Here is a 22,819-nt window from a genome sequence, read left to right as displayed (position 1 = left end):
CTTGGGTTTGGTTTACTGTTTCAAGATGTTACAATCATAACACCTCAAACTCTGTAACCCCATAGCATTCCGGCCGGGTGGTACAAAAGGAAAGGAAGTGTCACACATGGGCAACGAACAATTGAAACAGCTGTCCAAAGCGTCGATTCAGGAAGCTTTTCTGCAGCTGCTCGAAGAACGCGCGTGGGAACGGATCTCGATCCAAGACATTATCGGCAAAGCCGGCGTATCGAGAATGACCTATTACCGCCATTTCGAGTCCAAAGAAGATATTTTGATCCAGCTCTATGACGCTTTTTTGCAGACGATCGCCGAGCATACGCCTTCTCGCCTGACCGCTTCCAACAAACGGCTGTTTCTCACCCGGCTGTTTACGGTCATTCGCGAGTACAAAACGTATATCCGCCTCCTGATCCTGAACGATCCTTATCTCGGAATGATTCACCGCACCAACCGCTTTTATCTCAAAAGAACGTCCTCTACCGCGGTCTCTCCGCTCAAACTGCTCGGGTTTATCGGTATGCTGTCGAATATTTGCTTCTATTGGGTGCGGCACAACTGCGAAGAACCGATCGACGCGCTGGTTGAGATCTGTCTGGAGACCGTCCATTTTCCATAAAAAAGACGCCTGAACAAATCGTTCAGACGTCTCGCTTTTCCAGCCAATCGTCCAGCTGATCCAGCAGTCTCCGCTCCGCTTCCGCGTCACCGTTCGCCCGGCACGTCTCAAGGAACGATCCGGCGAACAGCGCGGCGTACACGTTCACGATCTCCCGCTGCGCCTCGTCCAGATCCATCGCCCGGCACAGCTCGTCCGCGTAGAAGAGGCGGTGCTCGCCGACGTCGCACACGATCGCCGTCTGCGTCAGCGCAATCCAATACAGCGGATCGCCGTAGCACACGACGTCGAAGTCGACGATGCCGCGCAGCTCGCCCTGCTCCACGATGACGTTTTTGATCGTCAGATCGTCGAGAAAACAGACCGGTTCGACCGCCGCCAAGTAAACCGCAAGCCGTTCAAGCCGCTCGTCCAGCCTGGCCAGCCGCTGCTCGCCGACGATCTCCGCGCTATCGCGGAAATGATTCTCCCGGTCGGCGCGTATCAGGTCCGGCCAAGTCTGGAACGGACCGGCGTGGCCGATCGGCACCCAGCCGTATCCCGCTCCCCGGGGCAGGCGCGCCGCCTGCTTCTGATACGCTGCGATGCGCTCCGCGACGGCCGTCATCTGCGCCTGCGTCATGTCTTCCAGTTCGTCGCGCAGATCGCGGCCCGGAATTTCTTCGAGCACCATATAAGCGAACGGATAGCTGCCGCCTTCGGTATCGAACGCCAGCAGGCGCGGCATCGGAATGCCCAGTTCGCGCAGATCTTCCATATTGGCGGCGGTGCCGCGCATGACGGCAAAGTCTTCGTTCGTGCGCAGGATGATCGAACGATCGTCCGACTTGGCGCGGTAGACAACGTTGCGGTGGCCGAACGTCATGCGCCGGAAGTCCTGCGGCTCGCTGCCCAGCGTCTCGGCCGCAAGCCTGCGAATACGGGATTCGAAGCGGGATTCGGTCATAGGAAGCCTCCTGTAGTGGGGTCGTGGTCGTTCGTTATTGGGATTCGATCTTGCGCATTACCGCGACGTACAGATACGCCTGCTCGCCCGGAATCCGGTACATGCCGATCGCATCCAGATGATGGATCGACATCGCGGTCAGTTCGAGCGCGCCGGGTTCGTTGCACGGAACTTCTTTTTCCGCAAAAACAGGGCTGCCCGTTATCTCGTACAGCTCCCGCAGGCGGGCCGATTGGCGGCGCACCGGTTCGGGGAAACTGTCGTGCGCCCAAGCCCACATCCAGCTGCCTTTGGCCTGCGACCAGCTTCCGATGCAGATCGCTTCGTACGAAATTTTGGCCTGCTGTCCTTCGATGAATTCGAGCCGGCTTCCGGGAATATCGATCCAGTATTCTTTATAGCCGCTTACGTCCGACTCCGCGATAAACTTCTGCTGCTTGTTTTCCAACTCCTGCCGGGCCTTGCCGAGAAACTGTTCGAATTGTTCGCGTATCATGAGTTCTCCTTTTGGGGGTTTGTCGTAAAAGACGGCCGTCAGCCCCGCGCCGACGACTCGTCGCCGGGATACGTATCGAGAAATTCGTCACCGACGGCGTAGCGGGTGAAGAACGTCAGTTCGTCGCCCGAGAGCGACACGTCGAAGACCCGCTCGCCCGATTTTTCCAGCCGCAGATCGTACGTTTGAATCTCTTCTTCCACGTCGTCGAGCAGCGTCAGCACGACTTGGCGGATCAGCTCCTGGCGTTCCCGAATGAGCCAGCTCAATCGTTCCGGCAGCGCATTCTGAAGCACGAACCCGCAAAAATAATGTTCAAACTGTTCGGAACGATCGTAATCGATCTCCGCGTAACGCTCCCGTTTGCTGTAAGAAATAATGTAATCTTTCATCCTTGCCTCCTCGTAACCTTGCCGCAACCGGAGCCTGGCGATCGTCTTGTTGTCCGTGCGTTGGCGTGTCATGCTCCAGTATAACCGATCTTGTTCCTTTATAGAAAAGACCCCGCTTGTTCGGATTCGGCCCACGCCGCGACCTGCCTCAGATCTTCGATCGCCATATGGGGGCAGGTCGGAGGATCGTAGACGTCGTTTCTTTTCCACAAGCCGACTATACCCACCCTCACGCTAGCTTCGATATCGTTCGCCGGATGGTCGCCGACAAAAGCCGCTTCGCCGGGGTGCAGCCCCAACCGCTCCAACGCCCGGCCAAACAACGCGGGATCGGGCTTGCGCAGTCCTTCGGCTTCGGAAATCAGAATCTCGTCCCAATAATCCACGATGCCGAGCCCTTCGATATTCGCCCGCTGAACATTCGTAAATCCGTTCGAGACGATGCCAAGCCGCAGATTCAGACTCCGCAGCTTGTCCAGCATCGGAATCAGGTTCGGAAACCCAATACAATGCCGGCCGAACCCGCTGATGTAATCTTCCAGCAGTTGTTCCGCGCTCAGCTTCCAGCCCGTTTCTTCGATCAGTCGGCCGTAGACGACGTCTTTCCACACGTAGCCGTGTTGGTCCAATGCCACGAACCGTTCCGTAAAAACGTGCCGCGGCAGCGTATGCATGTCCGGCATTCGCGCATATTGATCGTGCAGAAAAGCGCGCAGCGATCGTTCCCGATCCAGCAGCGTTCCGTCCAGATCGAACAGGATGCCGCGGATCATGGCCGGGACTGAATCGTCAGCATCGAAAAAGGAGTTGACATCAGTTCCCTCTTTTCTTTTCAAGTTGAATGATTCGATTCTCGAGCTGACGTACTTCATCGATGACCTCCTTCCAGCACGCTCTCGATAAACTCGCTTTTCGCACGCGTATACGCTTCCCGGTCGTCCGTGTAGCGCTCGGCCAGGTCCCGTTTCAGCCGGGCATACTGCCGGACCGACTCCGGCTGATGCCGCATAAGGTCCCGGAAGCGCAGCTGGACGTCCCAGCGCGCTTCGTGCTCCCGCATCAGATGCAGATGGCATTTGCGCCGATCGTTCTCCACTTTGACGAAAAATCGCCGCCATTCATGACCGTCCAGCGCAAGCGGCACGTAATGCCAGTCTTCTTGTTGTAAACGCGCGATCACGGCTTCCAGTTCGTCGTAGGACGGAATTTTCGCCATCAGATCGAGAATCGGCTTGGCCGGCAGGCCGGGGATCGACGTGCTGCCGATATGTTCGATCTCGCGTACGCCGTACGGAGACAGCAGCCGATGCAGATGCTCCGCCTCCGCTTGCCCTTTTGCCGCCCAGGTCTCGTCGCCCGGCTTGATCTCTACCGCTTCCGTCGCCCAGATCGGCCAATCGTTTTGGGGTTCGCTCATCGAGTTTGTCGCTCCTTCGTCGGATTTTATTTTTGGAAAAAGATGAAACTTTATACGCCCGCGATCTGTTCATCCTACGGAAAGTACAATCACAATCAAAAACGGAAAAAAGGAGCCTCTTTCATGATCACTCTGCGCAAAATCACGTTGGATAACCGGCGCGCCATTTTCAATCTGGAAGTCGAAGACCATCAACAAAGCTACGTCGCCTCGAATCTGTCCAGCGTCGCGTCCTGCTACGTGCTGCTCACCAACGGCAGCCGTCCGTTTCCGCTGGCGATCTACGCGGACGAAGAGCCGGTCGGATTCGTCATGATCATTCACGGCGACACCGGTTACGAACTTCCGTCCATCGTGGACGACAGTTACTGCATCATGCGATTAATGATCGACAAAAAGTTCCAGAACCGCGGCTACGGCCGGGAAGCGATGACGGAAATTTTGAAGTTCATCCGTACGTTCCCCGCCGGACCGGCGACCTACTGCTGGATTCCGTACGAAGCCGACAATGTCCATGCCAAGCGGCTGTACGAAAGTTTCGGCTTCCAAGGCAACGGCGAATTCACCGACGGCGAGCCGATCACGGTGCTGAAGCTGTGACGCCAGAAGGATCAGGCCCGATGTCTGCTCCTTCTTATCCCCGATAAGGATTTTTGGACCGCTCTTTGCGCAGCAAGCGATACAGGCTGGATCGTCTGAGCCCGGTATTCCGCAGTTTTTTGACGTTGAAGCCCGATTTGCCGTAACTCAATCGGAATTCATAATAATTGACGTACTCGGCCGCAGCGAAAAGATAACAGGCGATCGCGAACAAAAGGTCCGGCGTTCCTTCATACGCAGCGAGGATCGCGACCGGAACGCCCAGCAGCAGCAGCCGGTCTATGTATTGCAGTCCGGTGAACAAGTTAACGACATTCCGGCCGATCGGCTCTCGCCGCGAAAGCGACCGGTACCGGATCAGCCAATACGTCCCGCCCTGCCCCAGCACGAAGACGAGCAGCGCCAGCGCCCATTGGGCGGCTGTTCCGACAGACAACTCGTGCTGCCAGGCCGCGAACAGGAAGACAAAGCAAAAGCCGGCGGCCCACTCGCCCAGTCCCAGATAGAGCAGACGTCTGCGTGCATCGTTCATGCGTATTCACCCATTTCCAAATTTCTGTTCTGTCCAGTATACCCTGTTCTTCCCTGCACTCCAACCGCGAACCAAAAACCGGCAGACCGATTCCGAAGAACCGATCTGCCGGTTTTTTGCGCGCTTGCGCCTTCCTATACGTTTATTGAACGAGGATGTATCGAAAAGCTTCCACATAAGACGGCTTCTTCGTGTGCACGCGCGCGAGATGATCGTAAAAGCTGTGCGAAAACTTGAACACATGGCCGAAATCCCAATCGCTTTTTCCATAATCCTCGTTCCAAAATTCGCTTTCGACCGGCAATTTTGGATTTCGGTTCGCTTGTTGCAGCGGCAGCCGATCCACGGGAGACACCAGCTTGATCGTTTCCCCAGCCGAGATCGAGCGGCTGGCGCGCAGCGCTTTGGCCAGTTTGAACAGCGGAACCATTCCCCGACGGAAAAATTCCGGATAGCCGAGATCGTAAAGCACGTTCAACGCATGCGAAAAAGTCAGCAGATGGCCGATCAGGTCGTGATGGGCTTCCGCGCGATAGATGACCGGAAAAGCATCCAGTTCTTCCAGCACGAATTCCGACAACTGTTCGGGCGTGCGGATCGGCGGGAATTTGTCCTCCGGATCGATCGTCAACCGTTTGACTTCCCCCGCGGTATAGCCGATCCACGAACGTCCGGGAATTGTTTTGTCGAACGAGCATATCAAATCGGCGATACCCGCAATCTGTTCCCGATCTCCCCACCCGTCCAATTCGCGAATTGCCGACAGGCTCGCCGCGCTGTAAATCACGTGATGACCGACCCAGTGCAGACCGTCGATCGTGCGTTCCAACGCTCGCAGCAAGATTGATTCCGCTTCGACCGGGTTCACGATCTCTTCGCACCGGAGGTGTGAGCCTGCATCTTCCTTCAACGCGGACAGCGCCATTTGTTCGGCTTGAACGAAAATCCGCTGTGAGGTAGGTTCATCCAACCGGTTGTTTTTAACGAAAAAATAACTTCCGATCGCCGCTGCGCCGAAATGCGCCTGCCAGATGTCTCCGCTTGCTGTTCGACAAGTCGAAATGATGGATAGACCGTAACTCAGAAGCATACGATTCATGTTCGATCCCTCCGTCCCGACGGTTCAACGCCGTTACTCTTCCACGTACATCTGCCGGTCCTGCAGCCGGATCAACACTTTGCCGAAACGTCCGCCCTGCTGCACCCGAACGAGATCCGGCGGATAATGGCGCTTGAGATGGTCCTGCACGATACCGCGGCTGCGCTCGTCGGCGGGCAGATTATGGTGGCGCAGCCACATCATCGCTTCTTCCAGCGCTTCTTCGGGCGTATGTTCGGTCGTCTTCAGCTCGCTCGTGACGAGCGTCTCGTAAGCATACCCTTTGAGCAGCAGCAGATGCAGCAGGTAGCCCATCTCCGTCACGTTCGCCCGGAACGGCTGGCCGGTAATGAGCGGCGTCACTTCGGTGACCAGGCTGTTCTCGGACGAACTGACCGGCATGCTGATATAGGCAAATCGGCGGGCGCAGCTCAAGATTCGCTCGACGCTGTTCCAATCGTGTACGACCGGACACATCGAGACGAAGACGAGATCGAACGCTTCCTTCCATCCTTTTTGCTCGATATCGATTTGTTCGAACTGCCCGGAGACGATCTCGACCTTGTTTTCCGTAAAACGGACCGTGTTCGCTTGCAGCAGTTCGACCTGCGGCGGCGAAGATTCGAAAGCGGTCACTTTGGCTCCCCGTTCGGCAAAAGGTACCGTGAACACGCCCGAAGCGGCCCCGATATCCAGCACCGACGCGCCGTCGAACTTGACGCCGCGGCCGGCGAGCCAGTTCACGATTCTTGCGCTGCGTCTGCGTCCTTCTTCGTTAAACGATTGTTCGTTGAACTTCGCCGCTTTGCCGTTGAACGCGGTCGCCGGGTCGATGCCCGATCTGCGCATCCGCTTCGCCGCGCCGTCTCCGTACGCCTGCCATTCCTCTTCCCACACTGCCGCGTCGAAAAAAGTGCTCATCTTCTATTCACCCAAGCCTCTCTTTTTAAATAATAAAAATGTCAACAATAAAAACCATCAATAAAAAACATTCCACTTAAAAACTATCAAAGATACATTATGTCCATGATAGCGGATGAATGGGCAAAGCACAAGCTTTGTTTGCGCACGCCGAACAGGCTCTGCCGCCAGACAGAACCTTCCTCGGAGATTTGTGTATCCGGCAACTGGGATCAGCCCAACAGGCGCCGCGCTTCTTCGATCGTCTGCCGCACGATCTCTGCCGCCGCCAGATGTTCCGTCAGCAGCCGCGTGCCTTGTCCCGCCCAGAGTGCCATATGCTCCGGGTCGTTTTGCCGGGCGGCGGCGCTGCGAATATCCCGCGTCAGCGTATTCTGCGTCGGAAAAGGCAGCGGATCGAGCCCCCCGGCTTCCCATTCGGAGATAAACGCGTTCCGAATGCCCCGGGCCGGACGGCCGGAAAAAGCATCGGTCAGCACCGTGCTCTCTTCCGTGCTGCCCAGCAGCGCCCGTTTGTACGCCGGATGCGCGCCGGACTCCACCGACGTAAGAAAGCGCGTGCCCATCTGCACGCCCGACGCTCCGAGAATCAGCGAAGCGGCAAGCCCTCTGCCGTCCATCAGGCCGCCCGCCGCGATGACCGGAATATGCACCGCATCCGCGGTCTGCGGAACAAGCGCCATCGTGCCGATATTCGTGCCCATCCGCCGAAGCGTCGTATCGAACGTTCCGCGATGGCCGCCCGCTTCGCTGCCCTGGGCAACGACCGCGTCGCAGCCGGCCTGCTCCGCTTGAATCGCTTCGTCCACCGTCGTGGCCGTCGCGATCACCCGCATGCCTGCCGCTTTTGCCCGCTGGCTGTGCCGCTCCGGCAGCAGCCCGAACGTCAGGCTCAGGATCCGCACCTGCTCTTCAAGCAGCACGTCGAACTGCCGCTCGAACAGATCCGGCGTCCGAATCTCGCCCTGCGCCGGATGCGGAACGCCAAGCGAACGACGGATGCCGTCCAACTGCCGGTTGACGATATCGAAATTTTCGTAATCGTCCGGCTTGCCCGGCGCGAACAGATTGACCGCAAACGGCCGATCGGTGAGCTGCCGAATATCGCGAACGACTGCGCGAATCTCGTCCGGCTTCAGATAAGCGGCTCCGAGCGTGCCCAGTCCTCCGGCCGCGGACACCGCGGAGACGAGCGGAGCCATATTCGCGATCCCCGCCATGCCGGCCAGCACGAGCGGATAACGAATACCGAACAGATCGCAAATGCGGGTGTGCATGGATAAGGTCATCGGATTTCCTCGCTTTCATCTTCTCGGGATCTTATTCTCGATATTAAGGCCAGAACAGCGGCCAGAAGACATAGTTAACCAGCAGGGGAACGACAGTCATCAGAACCGCAATGCCTGCGACAAGTCTGATCTCTTCCCGGCTTCGCTTTTTCCTTTTCATTACGATTGACGATACGACCAGCACAATCAGCATAAAACCGATCTGTACCATGATTTTTTCGGTAGTCCCCATCTCTTTTTCCTATCTCCCATCATAATTTCTTCAAAAAATCTTCAATCTTCCTACTCGATCTGAGCATGACGATCTCCTGCCTGCCTACTCCCACTGCAAAGCTTCCAGCACGCGGGGTCTTCCCCCGGTACATCACCCGCTCTTGAACACCCGATACACCTATAGCAGCAGAGGCGAATTCGGAAAAATGACCCTGTCGGACGCTTGGATACGAATATCCTGCGTCTTAGTATAACTGCCGTCGACGATCCACTGCTTGTGCGAAAAGACCGATTTACCCGAACCGGGCGAGCCGATCACCGTTATTTGGGCATCTTTTTTCACTGCCTTTTCGCTCAAAAATCCGCCGGGAGCTCCAAATGTTCCGCTACCCGGTTTTTCAACAATTCGATCAATTCCTCGTCCATGTAGCCGTAATCGTCCGGGATGTCGAGACAGATCAGCCGTTTGCCTCGCAGTTCTGCGGCGAACTTTTCTTTGAGCCTCCGGGTATGCCGCTTTTCCATCACCATGATCGTATCCGCCCAGCCGATATGGCCTCCGGTTACTTTGACACGCGCCCCGTTCTCCGTGCCGGCGGATCGAACGTCCCAATCCGGCAGTGCGTTGAACATATGTTCCGCGGTCAAGCTTCTCCATTTATTGCGGCTGCATATGAATAAAAGTTGGATAAAAGATTCCTCCTTCCTTACTCGCCCAAAATATCCCGCACGTTGTTGGCCTCTTCGTTCGTGATCGGATAAGCGGTTGACGTGTGCGGCGTCGACCAGGCCAACAGGTACCGCGCGCTTCAACGAACAAACCATTTCATCGTCTGCACGAATAGCGGATGAATCTGAAAGCCTGTCGGATTCGCCGAATAACGCGTTTTTGTATCCAGCTGCGCAATACGTTCCAGTTCGCCCGGCGTCAACACGATATTGACCGACTGTATATTTTCCCGCATCCGAACCGGATGGGACGATTTTGGAATCACGATCGTGCCGCGGTGCAAATGCCAAGCGAGAATGATCTGGGCCGTCGTACAGTCATGGGCCGCTGCGATTGCCGTTAACTCCTTATTTTCCAAAAGCGTCCGGCTGCCTTGTCCCAACGGTGCCCACGCTTCGTGCAAAATATGATGCCGCTCCATATAAGCGCGCAGCGGACTTTGCTGAAATTCCGGATGGGTCTCGATCTGGTTGAGCATCGGCGGAATTTGGGCCTGCTGCATCAGCCGCTCCAAATGTTCGATCTCGAAATTTGCAACGCCAATTACCCGGATACGGCCTTCCTCGTACAATTCTTCGATGGCTTTCCAGGCTTCCACATAACCCGGGCCTGCGAAATGGATCAGGTACATATCCAAAACGTTCGTTCCCAGCTTGCGGCAGCTTTGTTCGAACGCTTTTCGCGTACGCGTATATCCGAGTTCTGTCGTCCAGGCTTTGGAAGTCAGAAAAAATTGCTCGCGCGGGATCTTGCTGCGATCGATCGCGCTGCCCAGCGCCGCTTCATTCCCATAGATTCGCGCCGTATCGAAATGACGATAACCGGCTTGAATGGCTGCCAGAATCGTTTTGTCGAAGTCTTCTCCCGCTCCCTGCTTGATTTTGTAAATCCCGAACCCTATTTGGGGAATTTCCACGCCGTTACCGGCAGTTACGCTGCGCTTCATCGCTTTGGCCCCTTCTCTCGTTACGTTATACCTTGTCCATCCCGCTTATTCGCACTGCGACAAAATGGAATCGACCAGATTCCGCAGCGCCTGCAGCCGTTCGATCGCGTTCAACCGATAATAATTTCTCGTCCCTTCGCGGTGCACGTCTACGATTCCGGCTTCCTTCAGCACTTTCAGTTGATGCGACACGGCCGGACGGGACAGATGCGTATGCCGCTCGATCTCGCCGACCCGCATGCCTGGGCCCTGCGATTGTCGCAGCAGCGTAATCAAAATGGCCTGCCGGGTCTCGTTCCCAAGCGCCAGGATCACGTCCCGATTCTGCCTAAAACCGTCTTCAACCGCCGATAACGATTGCTGCTCCATCCCAATCCCCTCTCGTGAACTATTTTGAATCCGGATCTACAGCCAGCGTATCATAAAGCGACGCGGAAATTGGATTGGTAAACAAAGTCGAGACCATTGCAGCCGAAGCGGCGGCTATCGAACAGCGTTAACCCGTATAGGAACAATAGGTATAAGAACCGAAGTACCTGCGAAGCGCCGTACCTTCTCCTGACCTGCCGGTTCCCGCTGCAAAGCTTCCCTTAAAAAGCCCACCGATGATGCTCAGGCAGACATTCGTCGCACAGCAGTTCGCCTCGATAAGTCGCTCCGCTGCACAGTTCCGTCAAGGCATCCGGCTGCTCCCGGTCCGTCGCCCACTGCTTACTCTCCCCAAATATCCCGCAGCTTGTTGACCTCTTTTTCCAAAACAAAATCCCTATCTTCCAGCAGCCGCTTCAATCCGGTATCGTTCGTGATCCGCAGTACCTTCTTCCCATAACGCGTAAGCTTCGCTTCGAACGCCGGTCGTCCGCGCTCGAATTCATTCGTCCAGCGGAACATCGCTTGCAGCATGGCAAAGTCCGGCTTGTACGGCGCAGGTTCACGTCCCGTATTCTGCCGAATCCAGCGCTTGACGATACGAATGCGGCGCTGCCACAGCGGCGGATCGAGGAAAATAATAAGGTCCGCCATCTCGTACAGATCGGCATGGGAGTCGCGGTCGGTGCCTTCGAATATCCACGCTCCCGTATGGTCGATTACCCGAATGGCGTCCATCTGTTCTTCGGCAGTCCTTTTTCGGCTGCCGTCCGCGATCCGGGCGTGAACGATTTCGTCCAGTTCATGCCAGTCGATGCCGGTATGTGCCGATAACTGCCGGGCTAAAGTCGTTTTGCCGCTTGCTACGATACCGACGATCCGGATTTTCCGCTTACCTGAGGTTCCTGATTCTTCCCATTCCAGTTGATACGTCCCACTAAGCATGCTTTTCTCTCTTTCCCGGGCCTTCCTATACGGAATCGGCTTCCCGGCCCTTTTTTCCGATGCCTTGAACGAAGCTGAAGGTTTATTCCCAGCGGATGAACGTTTACTCTTATGATTTGCACGTTTACTCTCGGTGTTTCCCAACTGTTTAGACCAAAACCAGGCCGCATTCGGCTGCGATTCTCTCGGCGACCGCTTCCGGGGACAGGTCGTCGGTCACAATAGGAAGTCCGAATTCGGACACCGATAAGGCGGACACACATTCGTCGATCCGGCCCGCCGACCAGGAATGTTCGTCTTCTCCCCGACTGCGCAGCCGTTGCAGCAGCGTCTCGCGACTGGCCGACAGCGTAAAACAACGCACATCGATCGTCTGCCTGCGCAGTCCGCCGACCAATTCGTCCCAATAATCGCGATTAACGATCGTCATCGGGATGAGGATCGTCCCGGTATATTCGCGGGCGATCCGGCTCAGTAGAGACCCATTGATCGACCGCCATAGGGGATCGTCCTGAAAATCGGGCAGATGCAAGCGGCCGGGCGTATTTTGCCGAATGAAATAGCCTGCCTGCTCCGGGTCGTAGACGAACGAATCCGGCAGGCACCGATGCAGCTCCTCCGCGGTCGTCGATTTGCCGGAACCAAACGCTCCGTTTATCCAGATCATCATACCTACTCCTCCTCAGTGATCGTTCGTTGCGGATTTCTTGCCGTTCGACGGCGGTTGGGCTACAATAATGGGTGCGCCCGCACGGGCCGATCTACCCAATCCAAGAATTGCGAAGGTGACTCCATGATCGAAATCAAGCATTCCCAACTCAGCAGCGGCGAGTTTACGCGCGGCGTCTTTGCGACCCGCGATATTGCCAAAGGCGAACTCATTCATGAAGCTCCGGTCGTGGCTTACGAGAACGAAGACCACGAACATATCGAGAAAACGATTCTCGCCGACTACGTGTTCGAATACGGGGCCAACCATACGGCGATCCTGCTCGGCTACGGCAGCCTGCTCAACCATTCCTATACGCCGAACGCTACGTACGAGATCAGCTTCGACAAGCATACGTTCGACTTCTACGCCTATACCGATATCAAGGCGGGCGAAGAGGTCCTGATTAACTACAACGGCGAAGAAGATTGTACCGACCCGCTGTGGTTTATGGACGATTATGTAGCTTCCGACGAAGATGAATCGGAATCGGAATCGGAATCGGAAAAAGCATAAGCGGTACTGGCGCGGAAGCCAAACGAACAAAAGCCGGCGCGGTGGGAAGATTCTCCCTCTGCACCGGCTTTTTGATGTACCTTTTACCGGAAATAGGACTTCCTATAGGGATTCCCGGCCGCAAATGGACATGCCAAGACGACGTCCTATTCCAAGTCCTATACCTTCCGGTTTTATTGTTCCGATTTTGTGTTTACGACTTCTCTACCGTCTGACCCACGGGGAAGCGCAGAACCGTTTTTCTTTTTTCCGGCGCCGTTTTTCTCGGGTCCGACAGGTAGATTTCGCGATGCAGTTTACTCAGACGCGTCCAGCCGTTTGCGCCGCAAAACTGTTCCATTCGGGCGAAGCTGGCCGGCTCGTCTTCGAAGCGGCCGACATGCAGCATCTGGCAGCTGGGTCCGTCTTCGATCCGCTCGAACCGGACGCGCTCCAAGGCTGGATTGGGCTTCTTCTTTACAGTCTGCGCCAGAAAGCGTTGGAATCCGACATCCGTCAAAAAGTCGGGCTGGCGAATCATAATTTTGTACTTCAAATTGCTTTTGTCCGTCGAAGGCTTCGAATGGTCGACGAGGTCCCAGATCCCTTCCAGCGGAAACACCGTATAGGCATAGTACCCTTCCGGCACGTCGCCGCTCAGATGGGACATTCGGACCGCATAGCTCAGACTGTACAGCGCTCCTGTCGCCTGCGCAAACGCTTCTTCGTTGGGATCTCCGCTTCCTTCGATTGTCAGGAAAGGCATGGATGGAATCGCGATCACTTCCGGAACGGTTTTCGGCTGGTAGAACGCTTTGTAGTCTTTTTTGTAATCGATTTTTGGGTCCATGGAAGCTGTACCTCCTAATTGAACTTTTGATCAAGATTTTTCAAAGCCATGCTGGGAACTCCGTCGCCGATTCTTTCGCCTTTTAACTGATAATGGACCTGCCTGACGTCGCTGTGGGCAAAATAAGTGTATACGATTTTCGGCTCGTTCACGAACTCGACGACTACGTAAAAAGGCGGAAGTGCGCCTCCCCATTTGCCTTCGATCGACTTGATTTCTGCCCGCTCATACGCTTTTTCGTGCAGCAGATACTCCGTTACCCGGTGCGCGTAGATCCACTTGTTCGCTTGAACATACAGCACGGGGATCAGGATCAGTCCGGCCAGAACGGATGCGGCAATGATGCGCTGTTTTTTCATCGGCCGGCCGGATGCGTACGCAGCCACTCCACCATCTGATCGAACAATTCCAGCGAATAACGGTGCGCCTGCTGCCCGCTTGGCAGCTGATCCGCAATCGTCGCGACCGTGCCCGGGACATCGGCCGACTCGACAAAATGGACCAGCCCCGGACAGAAACCGTTCAGTGCGCGAAAATATTTTTGCTGCGGCTCAATAAACGTCATATTCTGTTCAAAACCTCTGCGCAGCCTTGTTGAATCGCCCGCTTTTCGCTCGCGCAGCCGGGGTTCTTCCGCATGAAGCACGAAATAGGCATCCGGGAAGCCCAACTTGCGCGCCTGGATCAGCGGCCTATAGAAAGCTTCGACAAACTCCAGCGATTGCCTGTCGAACAACGTGAAACCGAACGCCCAGTTGTACCAAAAAGGCTGAAACAAATCGATGTCGATGACCGCAAGCCCCGACGATTCATGCTCAAGCGCCATTTGCCACCGGTCTGCCTGACGTTCGAAAAACCATTCCGGGTACGCCGGCTCGGGCTTGGCCCACAGCATCGCCACTTCCTGAATATGTAATCCCTGCTTGAGCGCCGCGAGAGCCGCGGAAGTCGTCGTCTTGCCCGCCGCGCTGGCTCCTTCGATACTGATGATCGTCATTTGAATGCTCCTTCTATCTGTTGGGTCATGCGCCGAACTGCCGAAGATGATGATCGATATGCTTATACATGCCTTTGCCCCACTGCTCCGCAGACAATTTTCCGAAAAAAGGATGCGGCCGCGTTGTGCAGCCCTGCGGTCCGTTCGCCTGAAACGTACGGAGTTTTCGGATCAATTTTTCTTTTTCCGCTTCAAAAGATTTTTCGTCGGCGATCCGGATCTCCGGCAGGGTGGACATGTTTGTCGGCAGCGGTCGGTCGTTGTAAAAGACCGGCTTGGCCAGCTGTCCGACGAAAAATCCCAACCAACTTCTCGAAGCGCCGGAGATTCCGGCCGCGATGTCCTGAAAAGCCGCGCAATGCGCCAACATCTGGGCCACATTCATCTCTCCCCACTGCGGCTGCAAGTCGGCATGCAATCGTTCGATACGGGCGATCACTTCGTCGGTAGTTGAATGCTCGAACAGCGTCTGCATGGTATCGCTCCTCCTGAAAATTGTTTTTTACAAATCAAACCTTTCTCTGATCATTTGGGCTACCTCATCGGCTTCGCGCCCAAAGTTATCGATCTTTATGTAGTTGGATCTGTCAATCTCTCCGGGCAAAGAATTCAATCTATATTGCTCGTATGTTTTAACCAATTCGCCCTCCGACCATGCCACATCCCGTTTGCTCGGCTTATGCAGCAGCCTGTTCTCCGTCTTGTTTCGTTTTTTGCGCTCTTCCAGATCCGCTTCCAGCTCTACCCAATAAACAATACCGCCTCTGGATTCAAAAAGATCTGAAATTTGCTCGATGTAGTCCCGGTCGCCTGAAAGGTCGAACGCCCATACGAACGTAAAGATAAGTCCTTCCAGGTCGCTTTTGGACACTTCTTCAAAAATCTCCTGCCGGATCAGACTTACCAACCGCTTGCCGGCAGGCGTACCGTAATCAAAAAACGAAGATACGAAATCGATCGACATATGATTATGAAAAAGCTTCAACCCGGTTTGGGCAGCCAAAGCCTGTCCCACCGTCATCTTGCCTACGGCCTGGGGACCAAAGATAATAACGAACTTCACGCATTTCGCCTCCTCGCTGGCTTGAGTACAGTCTATTTCTATATGTCTTATGAACAAGTGAAAATAGGTGAGCTACATCACTTCATAAACGCTTTCGCTCGTCCTTCTGATCCAGTATCTGTTTTGCGTTTCCTATACTTGATGCTTCCTAGCCAAATTCCAGTCCAAAAACTGGTTCATATCGCTAATCGCATCCATAATCTTGCAGCACTCGGATCAGAAAATAACGGCTCTCACGTCGTTATTTCTCCCGTATGAATCGTCACAGGGGGATGTTTGATCCACGCGTTAGAACAAAATCGCGATCTGCTTGTATTCTTTTACCGGTTCCGTATCGATGAACACGTTTGGATTGGGATCTGCCGTAGGAAGCACGTTAATCATATGTAATTCGTAATACCACTCCCCCGTGTACGTTGAAGTGTGTCTTCCGTTGTAAATCATTCGTCCGTATTCACCGGCTTTCAGTTCAAAAGCTTTCTCGACCAAAAGATTATACCGTCGATCCTGCCTGATCGGCTTGCCGCACTCTTCGGAATATCTAAAGCTGCATAAGTATTCGGAATCCGTTTTTTGTATTTCGATACCTTGCACGCTATAAACCCCTTCGCTGGGCTTCAGGATTGAACTTCTATCATGGATCTTCTCAAAACCTTTGGCGTCCTGCCGAATAAGAATCTCCTGGTAAAGCAGTCCCTGAGCCGTGTCGCAATGGAGCAGCGGATCAGGAATTCGAAAAGCTTTTCCATACTCATTGCGCGCTGTCGAAAAAGGAGCTCCCCTCGCTTCTTTGCCCCATCTGAATGTAAGTGTTTGAACAATAAGCCGTTCTTCATGTTCGACTGGGCGGGGCTTGAGACGGGTAGGACGATTCTTCATTCAGCCAGCCTCCTCCATTTTGGTTTGGAAAAAAAGGGCTTTGCTCCGATGATGAATTCAGCCGTATTTCCGACCCCATCATTCCCCGAGCCGCTCCCCCAATCCCGTTACCGTACTTTCCCATTCTGCATACTCGTCCGTTTCTTCCCACAATTCTTTCAGTTCGGACTGCTCCAATATTTGTTGAATGACCTGCCGGGCTTTGCCGTTCAGCTCTGTTCCGGTTCCGCGATGTCGATGGATCCAGGCTTGCAGTTCTTCCATATGTTCGAATTCCGCGTTCAGCGCCTGCTCCTGTAGAGCAGCCAGTACGGCAATCGCTCCCAAAGCGATCGAAGCGGTCTGCGCCTCCATATCCTCGTCCCCAACCGCACGCTCGATCGATTCCCTCAGCATGTCCAGCCCTTCCGAGCGTACCAGATCGGCCTGCCAATCCATCGTCTCGTCATTTTCGAAAATGCCGTAACCCCATGCTCCCATTACATCCGCTCCTTCTTGTTGGGTTGTAAATTCGCTTTGAGTTCTGCCGTCGTATCGGTAATGAATCGCTCCACTTGATCCCCGGTAAAATAGACGTTTGGGATACAAGGTTCGTTACCGGGATCGTTCAGCCAATCCAACTTGAGATCCCGATACCGCTTCACTTCGTCGGCGGTCACGAAAGGCGGGATCGTATACCCTTTGGCACATGCCAACTGCCTTTTTATCTCGGCGGTTTCCTTGACCGATTTTTGAAGCTCGAATTCCAGTTGGCTGGTCTCGGTGTTGTAGACTTCCCGGATCCGATCTCCGGCATATCGCTGTTCAAACTCGGTATATAGCGTCTCCGTCCATCTCAAATCCGTATAAATATGGGTAAAGTAACCAATTATAAAATCGTTCCACCCGCGTTCCTGCCGCATCTCTACATACTCGTTGAACTTCTCGAATATCCGCTGCGGGTTGGGCAGTTTTCCTGCATGGACAAGATGCGTCATCCCTTTTTCTTCCCGCGTGACGTTCCCCCTGACATGCACGGCATCCGGGGCCAGACTTCCCAGCAATAGTTCCGGCGTGGGACTTCCCGAATAGAGCCGCTGCGAGATCGCCAGATGAACCATAGGCCAAGGCATAGCGATTCCTCCTTCCTATTTTCCGTCCGACATGCAGCCTCGCCGGGTATACGGCATTTGAGCGCTGCCCTGCGTCATAAGCCAGCAAAGTCACTCTGCGACCTTGGCTGTTCTCTTCCAGACACTTGTGAAGTAGCAAAACGTTCCAGCAGGACTTCCGCGGCTGCGCGGGCATGCACGGCCGATTCAAGGTCGCTCTCCAGCATGTAAGCGGTGATCGCCCCTTCCATCAGCAAGTACAGCATGTTCGACAAAGCTTCCGGCTGCCGGACTTCGCATTGGGCGGTCAATGCCTCCATATGGGATCGCAGCTCCACTTTGTAGTGGTGAGCGGCCTTGTGATACGGATGACTGCTGTCCGAAAATTCCGAAGCCGCTTTGATAAAAGCGCAGCCGGTGAAGTCCGGTTCGGCAAACCATTCGCCCAACACGTCGTAGATCGCCAGCAGGCGATCCTGCGGCGTGCCGCCCCGACGGTCGATCGAAGATTTGAACCAGGCCATCCACTGCTCGTCCTGCCGTTTCAAATAATCCAGTACCAGTGCGTCTTTGGACGGAAAATGATTATATAATGTCATTTTGGCTACTTTGGATTCGGCGACCACCTGATCGACTCCGGTTGCGCGAATGCCCTGCTGGTTGAACAGCCCCGAAGCGACCTGAATGATTTGTTCTTTTTTGCTTTTGTTGGCCATTGACTGCTCCTCTTTCCCGAAAATAGTTCTTTTATCCTCAACATATACAGCTCTGTATACGTATAGTAAAGCCGCACAAATAGAATTGCAAATAAAAAACACTTATAACTATACAGACCTGTATGTATAGTATGGGTGAACGCAAGTCTAACGCATCCAAATCCTATACCGAGGTGATTCCAATGAACGTCCAACACAAGTATGCACAAGTAAACGGCTTGAATCTGTTCTACCGGGAAGCCGGCAGCCGCCACAATCCGACGGTGCTGCTGCTGCACGGATTTCCTTCTTCCTCGCATATGTATCGCAATCTGATCGTGCGCCTTGCGGACCGTTACCACGTCGTCGCGCCCGATTATCCGGGATTCGGCAGCAGCGATCAGCCGACCCCGGAGGAATTTACGTACACGTTCGAGAATCTGGCCAAACTGATGCACGATTTTACCGAGCAGCTGCAGCTGGAACGCTACAGTCTGTACGTACACGATTACGGCGCTCCCGTCGGCTATCGTCTGGCCGTTATGCATCCGCAGCGGGTGCAGGGGATCATTTCCCAGAACGGCAATGCTTATGAAGCAGGCCTTGAACCGGGCTGGGCACCTATTCGCGCCTACTGGAATAATCCGGACGATGCCGCGATCCGTCAGGGCGTCGCCGACCTGCTGTCGATCGAGACGACCCGGCACCAGTATGTGAACGGCACGCGCGATCCCGAATCGATCAGCCCGGACAACTGGAACCATGATCAGATTCATCTGGACCGGGCCGGCAATGCGGAGATCCAGCTCGCGCTGTTCTACGATTACCGGAATAATCTGACGGCCTATCCAACCTGGCACGACTATTTCCGGGAATACCAACCGCCAATGCTGGTCGCCTGGGGACGGCACGATATGTTCTTCGGGGTCAAAGGCGCTCTGGCCTATATGGAAGACCTGCGGAACGTGGACGTCCATCTGCTCAATACGGGGCATTTTCCGCTTGAAGAAGAGTTGGAGATTAGCGTTAAGCTTATCCTGCACTTTCTGGATACTCAGGTGGCAGCCCAATGAATTTTTTAATCCATTTATTTTTAACCTATTAAACATACAGATCTGTTTGTTTATGCTCTTGTACGCAGCTCTTGCGAATCCCGTCAAAAAGAGGTTGGAGCCGCAGCCGTAAATCCAGAAATTGTGCATGTCCTATCGAACTCATCCATGGTCATCCGAAGTATTCGGAATAAAATAGAAAGAGACCAAATTCGATAGACAAGGACGGGATGAAGGTGGGAGATAATCGCAAAATCGATGCGTTCGCCGATATCGCCGCAAGCGGAATGAGCTTGCTCGGCAAAGGGCTTGAGGAGCCAAAGCCTCCCCTGCTCCAAGACAAATATTTCGAATGGGCCAACCCGGACAAGGCGGACCAATCCGCCCCCGTTGCCAAGCGAAAAATGAGTACGGCGGAAGAACTGGACGAAGAGCTGGAGAGAATGCGCAAGCAGTATGCTCCATACATGGAGCAGCATGCGCCGGACCTGCCGGATTGCAGGCTCCGGGTGGAGCTGAGAGCGTTTGACTGGCGGATCGGAACGGCGGAAGACGAGCTGGACTTTGTGGGCGCTCTGCAAGGCCGGGGCCTCTGGACGAAAGTATCTGTCCCTCATTATGGGGAGCCCTTGGGCAGTGCCTTCACCCTGTACCGGACCTCATTCGAGGTAACGGAAGCGATGCTTCGTCCGGGTCGGTTGTTTGTCCGCTTCAAGGCAGTGGACTATAAAGCCCATGTATTCGTCAATGGCTGTTACTTGGGGTCGCATGAAGGTTTCTTTGCGCCGTTCGAGCTTGACGCGACCCGCAGTCTGAAAATCGGCACAAATTGTATCCTGATCAAAGTGGAGAATGACTTCGTCTGCGGCGACGACCCGGGAGGAGACAAGATTTATGCGGCAACCGGAATCGGCTACGACGATCCGGAACGGGGTTGGCACCACTGTCCTCCAGGAATGGGCATCTACCAAGGCGTCTCGATTGAGGCCCGATCTGCCGTCCATATCGGCACCCTGTATGTCAGACCGATGCCGAACCTGAAGGAAGCGCAGGCCTGGGTCGAGGTCTGCAACGAGACTTTAACCGCTCCCGAAGTGAAACTTCGAATTTCCGTTTATGGACGGAATTTTCGGCAGACGGTGATCGAGAAGATGACGTTCACTCCCTCTACCGGGATTGAGGTCGGATTGGGAGATTCTTTTACGGAAGCCAATCTGAAGGCGGAGGGCAAGCTGAATGCTGCTATCCCCATGTTGGCCGAACGCGGAAACAACCGTTATATCGTTCCTTTGACCCTTCCGTCCGCCCGATTGTGGGAGTCCGAAACTCCATGGCTGTACCAGATTCACGTCGAATTGATCATGGACGGGCAAGTGGTGGATACGGCTTCTTCCCATTTTGGCATGAGAACGTTCCGCATGGAAACCGAAGCTGCTCCCAAAGGGTCGTTATATTTGAATGACAAGCAAATCCGTCTGCGAGGAGCCAATACGATGGGTCACGAGCAGCAGTGCGTAGCGCGGGAAGATTGGACGCAGCTTCGCGACGATATTCTTCTGGCCAAAATATGCCATATGAATTTCCTGCGCATTACCCAGCGTCCTGTCCAGCCGGAAGTATACGATTACTGCGATATGCTTGGCTTAATGGTCCAGACGGATCTTCCCCTGTTCGGCGTTCTGAGCCGCGTCCAATTCTGCGAAGCGGTCCGCCAGTCCGAAGAAATGGAGCGGTTGATTCGCAACCACCCTTGTGCAATCATGGTCTCTTACATCAACGAACCTTTTCCGAACGCGAAAAACAAGCCCCATCGCTATTTGACCCGGCCGGAGCTGCTCGATTTTTTCAAGGCGGCGGATCTCGCGGTGAGGCTCAATAATCCGGACCGGGTTATCAAGCATGTGGACGGGGACTACGATCCGCCATCGGACAGCCTTCCGGACAACCACTGCTATCCGTGCTGGTACAACGGACACGGCCTCGATATTGGCCGTCTCCATAAGGGGTACTGGCTGCCCGTTAAGCCCGGATGGTATTACGGCTGCGGAGAATTCGGGTCCGAAGGGCTGGACCCGGTTCCATTGATGCGAGACCGGTATCCGGCGAGCTGGATGCCGCACCATTCGGACGAAGAGCGGCTTTGGTCGCCGAGTTCTATTGTCGGCGCGCAGACGGGACGCTTCCATTACTTCTTCTATGAAACGCCGGACACGCTGAAGGCCTGGGTCGAGGAGAGCCAGAAGCACCAGGCCTGGGCCACCCGGATCATGACGGAAGCGTTCCGGCGCGACGGCAGAATGAACACCTTCGCCATTCACTTGTTCATCGATGCGTTTCCTTCCGGCTGGATGAAGACGATCATGGATGTGGAGCGCCGTCCCAAAGCCGCCTATTTCGCTTACCGGGACGCTCTTGAGCCGCTTATGGCCAATCTTCGGACCGACCGGCTGACTGGTTATACAGGGGATGAGATCCGGATGGAAGCCTGGATCTGTAACGATCGGACCGAGGTTCCCCGCGATGCGTCCGTACACTGTACGATCAAAGAGGGAGACCGACTGCTTGCCACAGCCTCGCAGGCAGCGCACATTCCTGTATGCGATACGGCTTTCCAGGGCTTCATCCGCTTTATGGCTCCGAATTCGCAGGCCAGAACCCGGATTACGGTCACTTTGGCAATATGCGATTGTGCCGGAAAAGTGCTGCACGATACGTCGCTGGACATCGAAGTATTCCCGCGTCTGGATTCCTTCGCCACCCTGGACAAGGATACTCGGACCGAACCTGCTATTCTTGGACGCAAAGGCGGGTTGGCTTACCAACTGGCGGAGGAACTTGGATTGACAGCTGCGGATTGGACGGAAGGCATGCAGCCGGACACCGTTATCGTTGACGATATCACGCTTATGCAGGAGCACGAACCGGAGTTGGCCGCTCTTGCCGCCCGCGGTGCCCGGATCGTCGTCCTCGAATCCGAACCGGGAGAGTATACGCTGTTGGGAGAGCCGATTGTCGTGAAATCATGCGGCATGCAGCCCCTGCATTTTGTCTCCCGAAAATCCGGCCATCGGTTCATCGAAGGTTTCCGTCCCGAAGACTTCCGTCATTGGTACAGCCCGGAAGAAGACCTGATCATGCCACTGCTCCGTCATACAATCACGACCGGCGGCGAGGTATCCCCCATTCTGCTCAGCGGCAATACCAACGACCAGGGAGAATGGGGACCCGCGCTTGCGGCAGTCGAGCAACGAATCGGCCTCGGGAGTCTCGTACTGTGCCAGCTGACGCTTGCCGGCCGCTGCAGCACCAATCCTGTAGCGGCTGAGTTCGCCCTGCGGCTGATCGGACAACCGTAGTCTCTATTTACGACTTCCCACAAAAAGACCCTATAAGACGGCTTTTTCAAAGCGCGCGTCTTATAGGGTTTTTTTCACATTAAACTTCGCTCTTCTTGGTCATGCCGCAATCGCCGGT

29 protein-coding genes are annotated in these 22,819 nt (G+C 54.8%); 5 read left to right on the top strand and 24 right to left on the bottom strand.

Annotated features, from left to right (window positions below):
* Positions 1-106 precede the first annotated feature (106 nt).
* Positions 107-619 (top strand): TetR/AcrR family transcriptional regulator, encoded by a 513-nt coding sequence (locus FFV09_RS20950; protein ID WP_141449642.1) that lies wholly within the window; start codon positions 107-109, stop codon positions 617-619.
* A 22-nt stretch (positions 620-641) separates the two neighbouring features.
* Here FFV09_RS20950 and FFV09_RS20945 read toward each other — a convergent pair whose 3' ends face one another.
* The 5 genes from FFV09_RS20945 to FFV09_RS20925 all read right to left on the bottom strand — a co-directional run bounded on the left by FFV09_RS20945 (position 642) and on the right by FFV09_RS20925 (position 3,870).
* Positions 642-1,565 (bottom strand): phosphotransferase family protein, encoded by a 924-nt coding sequence (locus tag FFV09_RS20945; protein WP_141449641.1) that lies wholly within the window; start codon positions 1,563-1,565, stop codon positions 642-644.
* A gap of 34 nt (positions 1,566-1,599) precedes the next feature.
* Complete coding sequence (locus FFV09_RS20940) at positions 1,600-2,061, bottom strand: DUF6882 domain-containing protein (protein ID WP_141449640.1); 462 nt, start codon at positions 2,059-2,061, stop codon at positions 1,600-1,602.
* A 38-nt stretch (positions 2,062-2,099) separates the two neighbouring features.
* On the bottom strand, positions 2,100-2,453 hold the full coding sequence (locus tag FFV09_RS20935; protein WP_141449639.1) for a hypothetical protein: 354 nt from the start codon (positions 2,451-2,453) through the stop codon (positions 2,100-2,102).
* Positions 2,454-2,551: 98 nt separating this feature from the next.
* Positions 2,552-3,325, bottom strand: coding sequence for an HAD family hydrolase (locus FFV09_RS20930; protein WP_141449638.1), 774 nt, complete (start codon positions 3,323-3,325; stop codon positions 2,552-2,554).
* Positions 3,322-3,870 (bottom strand): GrpB family protein, encoded by a 549-nt coding sequence (locus tag FFV09_RS20925; protein WP_141449637.1) that lies wholly within the window; start codon positions 3,868-3,870, stop codon positions 3,322-3,324. Before FFV09_RS20925 ends, FFV09_RS20930 begins: the two co-directional genes overlap by 4 nt.
* A 123-nt stretch (positions 3,871-3,993) precedes the next feature.
* Between FFV09_RS20925 and FFV09_RS20920 the strand changes: the two genes are divergently transcribed.
* Entirely contained in the window at positions 3,994-4,470 is a 477-nt protein-coding gene (locus FFV09_RS20920) for a GNAT family N-acetyltransferase (RefSeq protein ID WP_141449636.1), read from the top strand.
* Positions 4,471-4,504: 34 nt separating this feature from the next.
* Here FFV09_RS20920 and FFV09_RS20915 read toward each other — a convergent pair whose 3' ends face one another.
* The 10 genes from FFV09_RS20915 to FFV09_RS20870 all read right to left on the bottom strand — a co-directional run bounded on the left by FFV09_RS20915 (position 4,505) and on the right by FFV09_RS20870 (position 12,184).
* Complete coding sequence (locus FFV09_RS20915) at positions 4,505-5,002, bottom strand: hypothetical protein (RefSeq protein WP_141449635.1); 498 nt, start codon at positions 5,000-5,002, stop codon at positions 4,505-4,507.
* 142 nt (positions 5,003-5,144) lie between these two features.
* Positions 5,145-6,101, bottom strand: a complete 957-nt coding sequence (locus FFV09_RS20910) for a hypothetical protein (protein ID WP_141449634.1) — start codon at positions 6,099-6,101, stop codon at positions 5,145-5,147.
* Between the two features lie 33 nt (positions 6,102-6,134).
* Positions 6,135-7,022, bottom strand: a complete 888-nt coding sequence (locus FFV09_RS20905) for a class I SAM-dependent methyltransferase (RefSeq protein ID WP_141449633.1) — start codon at positions 7,020-7,022, stop codon at positions 6,135-6,137.
* A gap of 212 nt (positions 7,023-7,234) precedes the next feature.
* Positions 7,235-8,311: an NAD(P)H-dependent flavin oxidoreductase gene (locus FFV09_RS20900; RefSeq protein WP_141449632.1), complete on the bottom strand. Its 1,077-nt coding sequence runs from the start codon at positions 8,309-8,311 to the stop codon at positions 7,235-7,237.
* Between the two features lie 43 nt (positions 8,312-8,354).
* Positions 8,355-8,543 carry a hypothetical protein gene (locus FFV09_RS20895; RefSeq protein WP_141449631.1) on the bottom strand — a complete coding sequence of 63 codons (189 nt, stop codon included), beginning with the start codon at positions 8,541-8,543 and terminating at the stop codon, positions 8,355-8,357.
* Positions 8,544-8,878: 335 nt separating this feature from the next.
* Positions 8,879-9,157: a protein tyrosine phosphatase gene (locus tag FFV09_RS20890; protein WP_202111977.1), complete on the bottom strand. Its 279-nt coding sequence runs from the start codon at positions 9,155-9,157 to the stop codon at positions 8,879-8,881.
* A gap of 176 nt (positions 9,158-9,333) precedes the next feature.
* Positions 9,334-10,200, bottom strand: coding sequence for an aldo/keto reductase (locus tag FFV09_RS20885; RefSeq protein ID WP_141449630.1), 867 nt, complete (start codon positions 10,198-10,200; stop codon positions 9,334-9,336).
* Between the two features lie 45 nt (positions 10,201-10,245).
* Complete coding sequence (locus FFV09_RS20880) at positions 10,246-10,569, bottom strand: ArsR/SmtB family transcription factor (protein WP_141449629.1); 324 nt, start codon at positions 10,567-10,569, stop codon at positions 10,246-10,248.
* 342 nt (positions 10,570-10,911) lie between these two features.
* Positions 10,912-11,514: a P-loop NTPase family protein gene (locus FFV09_RS20875; RefSeq protein ID WP_212635449.1), complete on the bottom strand. Its 603-nt coding sequence runs from the start codon at positions 11,512-11,514 to the stop codon at positions 10,912-10,914.
* A 148-nt stretch (positions 11,515-11,662) separates the two neighbouring features.
* A complete protein-coding gene (locus FFV09_RS20870; RefSeq protein ID WP_141449628.1) occupies positions 11,663-12,184 on the bottom strand; it encodes an AAA family ATPase in 522 nt (173 codons plus the stop codon).
* A gap of 123 nt (positions 12,185-12,307) precedes the next feature.
* Between FFV09_RS20870 and FFV09_RS20865 the strand changes: the two genes are divergently transcribed.
* Positions 12,308-12,739 carry an SET domain-containing protein gene (locus tag FFV09_RS20865; protein WP_141449627.1) on the top strand — a complete coding sequence of 144 codons (432 nt, stop codon included), beginning with the start codon at positions 12,308-12,310 and terminating at the stop codon, positions 12,737-12,739.
* 193 nt (positions 12,740-12,932) lie between these two features.
* On the opposite strand, the gene FFV09_RS20860 is transcribed toward FFV09_RS20865, so the two are convergent.
* The 9 genes from FFV09_RS20860 to FFV09_RS20820 form a co-directional block, all read right to left on the bottom strand.
* Positions 12,933-13,568: a GyrI-like domain-containing protein gene (locus FFV09_RS20860; protein WP_141449626.1), complete on the bottom strand. Its 636-nt coding sequence runs from the start codon at positions 13,566-13,568 to the stop codon at positions 12,933-12,935.
* A gap of 14 nt (positions 13,569-13,582) precedes the next feature.
* The gene (locus FFV09_RS20855; protein WP_141449625.1) at positions 13,583-13,927 is read right to left on the bottom strand and encodes a DUF3139 domain-containing protein; all 345 of its coding nucleotides are present in this window, start codon (positions 13,925-13,927) and stop codon (positions 13,583-13,585) included.
* Complete coding sequence (locus FFV09_RS20850) at positions 13,924-14,565, bottom strand: ATP-binding protein (RefSeq protein ID WP_141449624.1); 642 nt, start codon at positions 14,563-14,565, stop codon at positions 13,924-13,926. The genes FFV09_RS20855 and FFV09_RS20850 overlap by 4 nt, the downstream gene beginning before the upstream one ends.
* Positions 14,566-14,590: 25 nt before the next feature.
* Positions 14,591-15,040, bottom strand: a complete 450-nt coding sequence (locus FFV09_RS20845) for a DUF1569 domain-containing protein (protein ID WP_141449623.1) — start codon at positions 15,038-15,040, stop codon at positions 14,591-14,593.
* A gap of 27 nt (positions 15,041-15,067) precedes the next feature.
* Positions 15,068-15,628 (bottom strand): AAA family ATPase, encoded by a 561-nt coding sequence (locus tag FFV09_RS20840; RefSeq protein ID WP_141449622.1) that lies wholly within the window; start codon positions 15,626-15,628, stop codon positions 15,068-15,070.
* Between the two features lie 288 nt (positions 15,629-15,916).
* The gene (locus tag FFV09_RS20835) at positions 15,917-16,507 is read right to left on the bottom strand and encodes a hypothetical protein (RefSeq protein ID WP_141449621.1); all 591 of its coding nucleotides are present in this window, start codon (positions 16,505-16,507) and stop codon (positions 15,917-15,919) included.
* A 78-nt stretch (positions 16,508-16,585) separates the two neighbouring features.
* A complete protein-coding gene (locus tag FFV09_RS20830) occupies positions 16,586-16,987 on the bottom strand; it encodes a DUF4259 domain-containing protein (RefSeq protein ID WP_141449620.1) in 402 nt (133 codons plus the stop codon).
* Positions 16,987-17,619, bottom strand: a complete 633-nt coding sequence (locus FFV09_RS20825; RefSeq protein ID WP_141449619.1) for a zinc dependent phospholipase C family protein — start codon at positions 17,617-17,619, stop codon at positions 16,987-16,989. Before FFV09_RS20825 ends, FFV09_RS20830 begins: the two co-directional genes overlap by 1 nt.
* Positions 17,620-17,693: 74 nt before the next feature.
* Complete coding sequence (locus FFV09_RS20820) at positions 17,694-18,314, bottom strand: TetR/AcrR family transcriptional regulator (RefSeq protein ID WP_141449618.1); 621 nt, start codon at positions 18,312-18,314, stop codon at positions 17,694-17,696.
* A gap of 182 nt (positions 18,315-18,496) precedes the next feature.
* Between FFV09_RS20820 and FFV09_RS20815 the strand changes: the two genes are divergently transcribed.
* Both FFV09_RS20815 and FFV09_RS20810 read left to right on the top strand, forming a co-directional pair.
* A complete protein-coding gene (locus tag FFV09_RS20815; protein WP_141449617.1) occupies positions 18,497-19,366 on the top strand; it encodes an alpha/beta fold hydrolase in 870 nt (289 codons plus the stop codon).
* Positions 19,367-19,581: 215 nt separating this feature from the next.
* Positions 19,582-22,701: a glycoside hydrolase family 2 protein gene (locus FFV09_RS20810; RefSeq protein ID WP_170315100.1), complete on the top strand. Its 3,120-nt coding sequence runs from the start codon at positions 19,582-19,584 to the stop codon at positions 22,699-22,701.
* Positions 22,702-22,819: the final 118 nt, after the last annotated feature.

The sequence above is a fragment of the Saccharibacillus brassicae genome, assembly GCF_006542275.1.
GTDB classification, from domain to species: Bacteria; Bacillota; Bacilli; order Paenibacillales; family Paenibacillaceae; genus Saccharibacillus; species Saccharibacillus brassicae.
The sequence above is the reverse complement of the archived record's forward strand: the minus strand, read 5'-3'. Positions and strand labels throughout refer to the sequence as shown.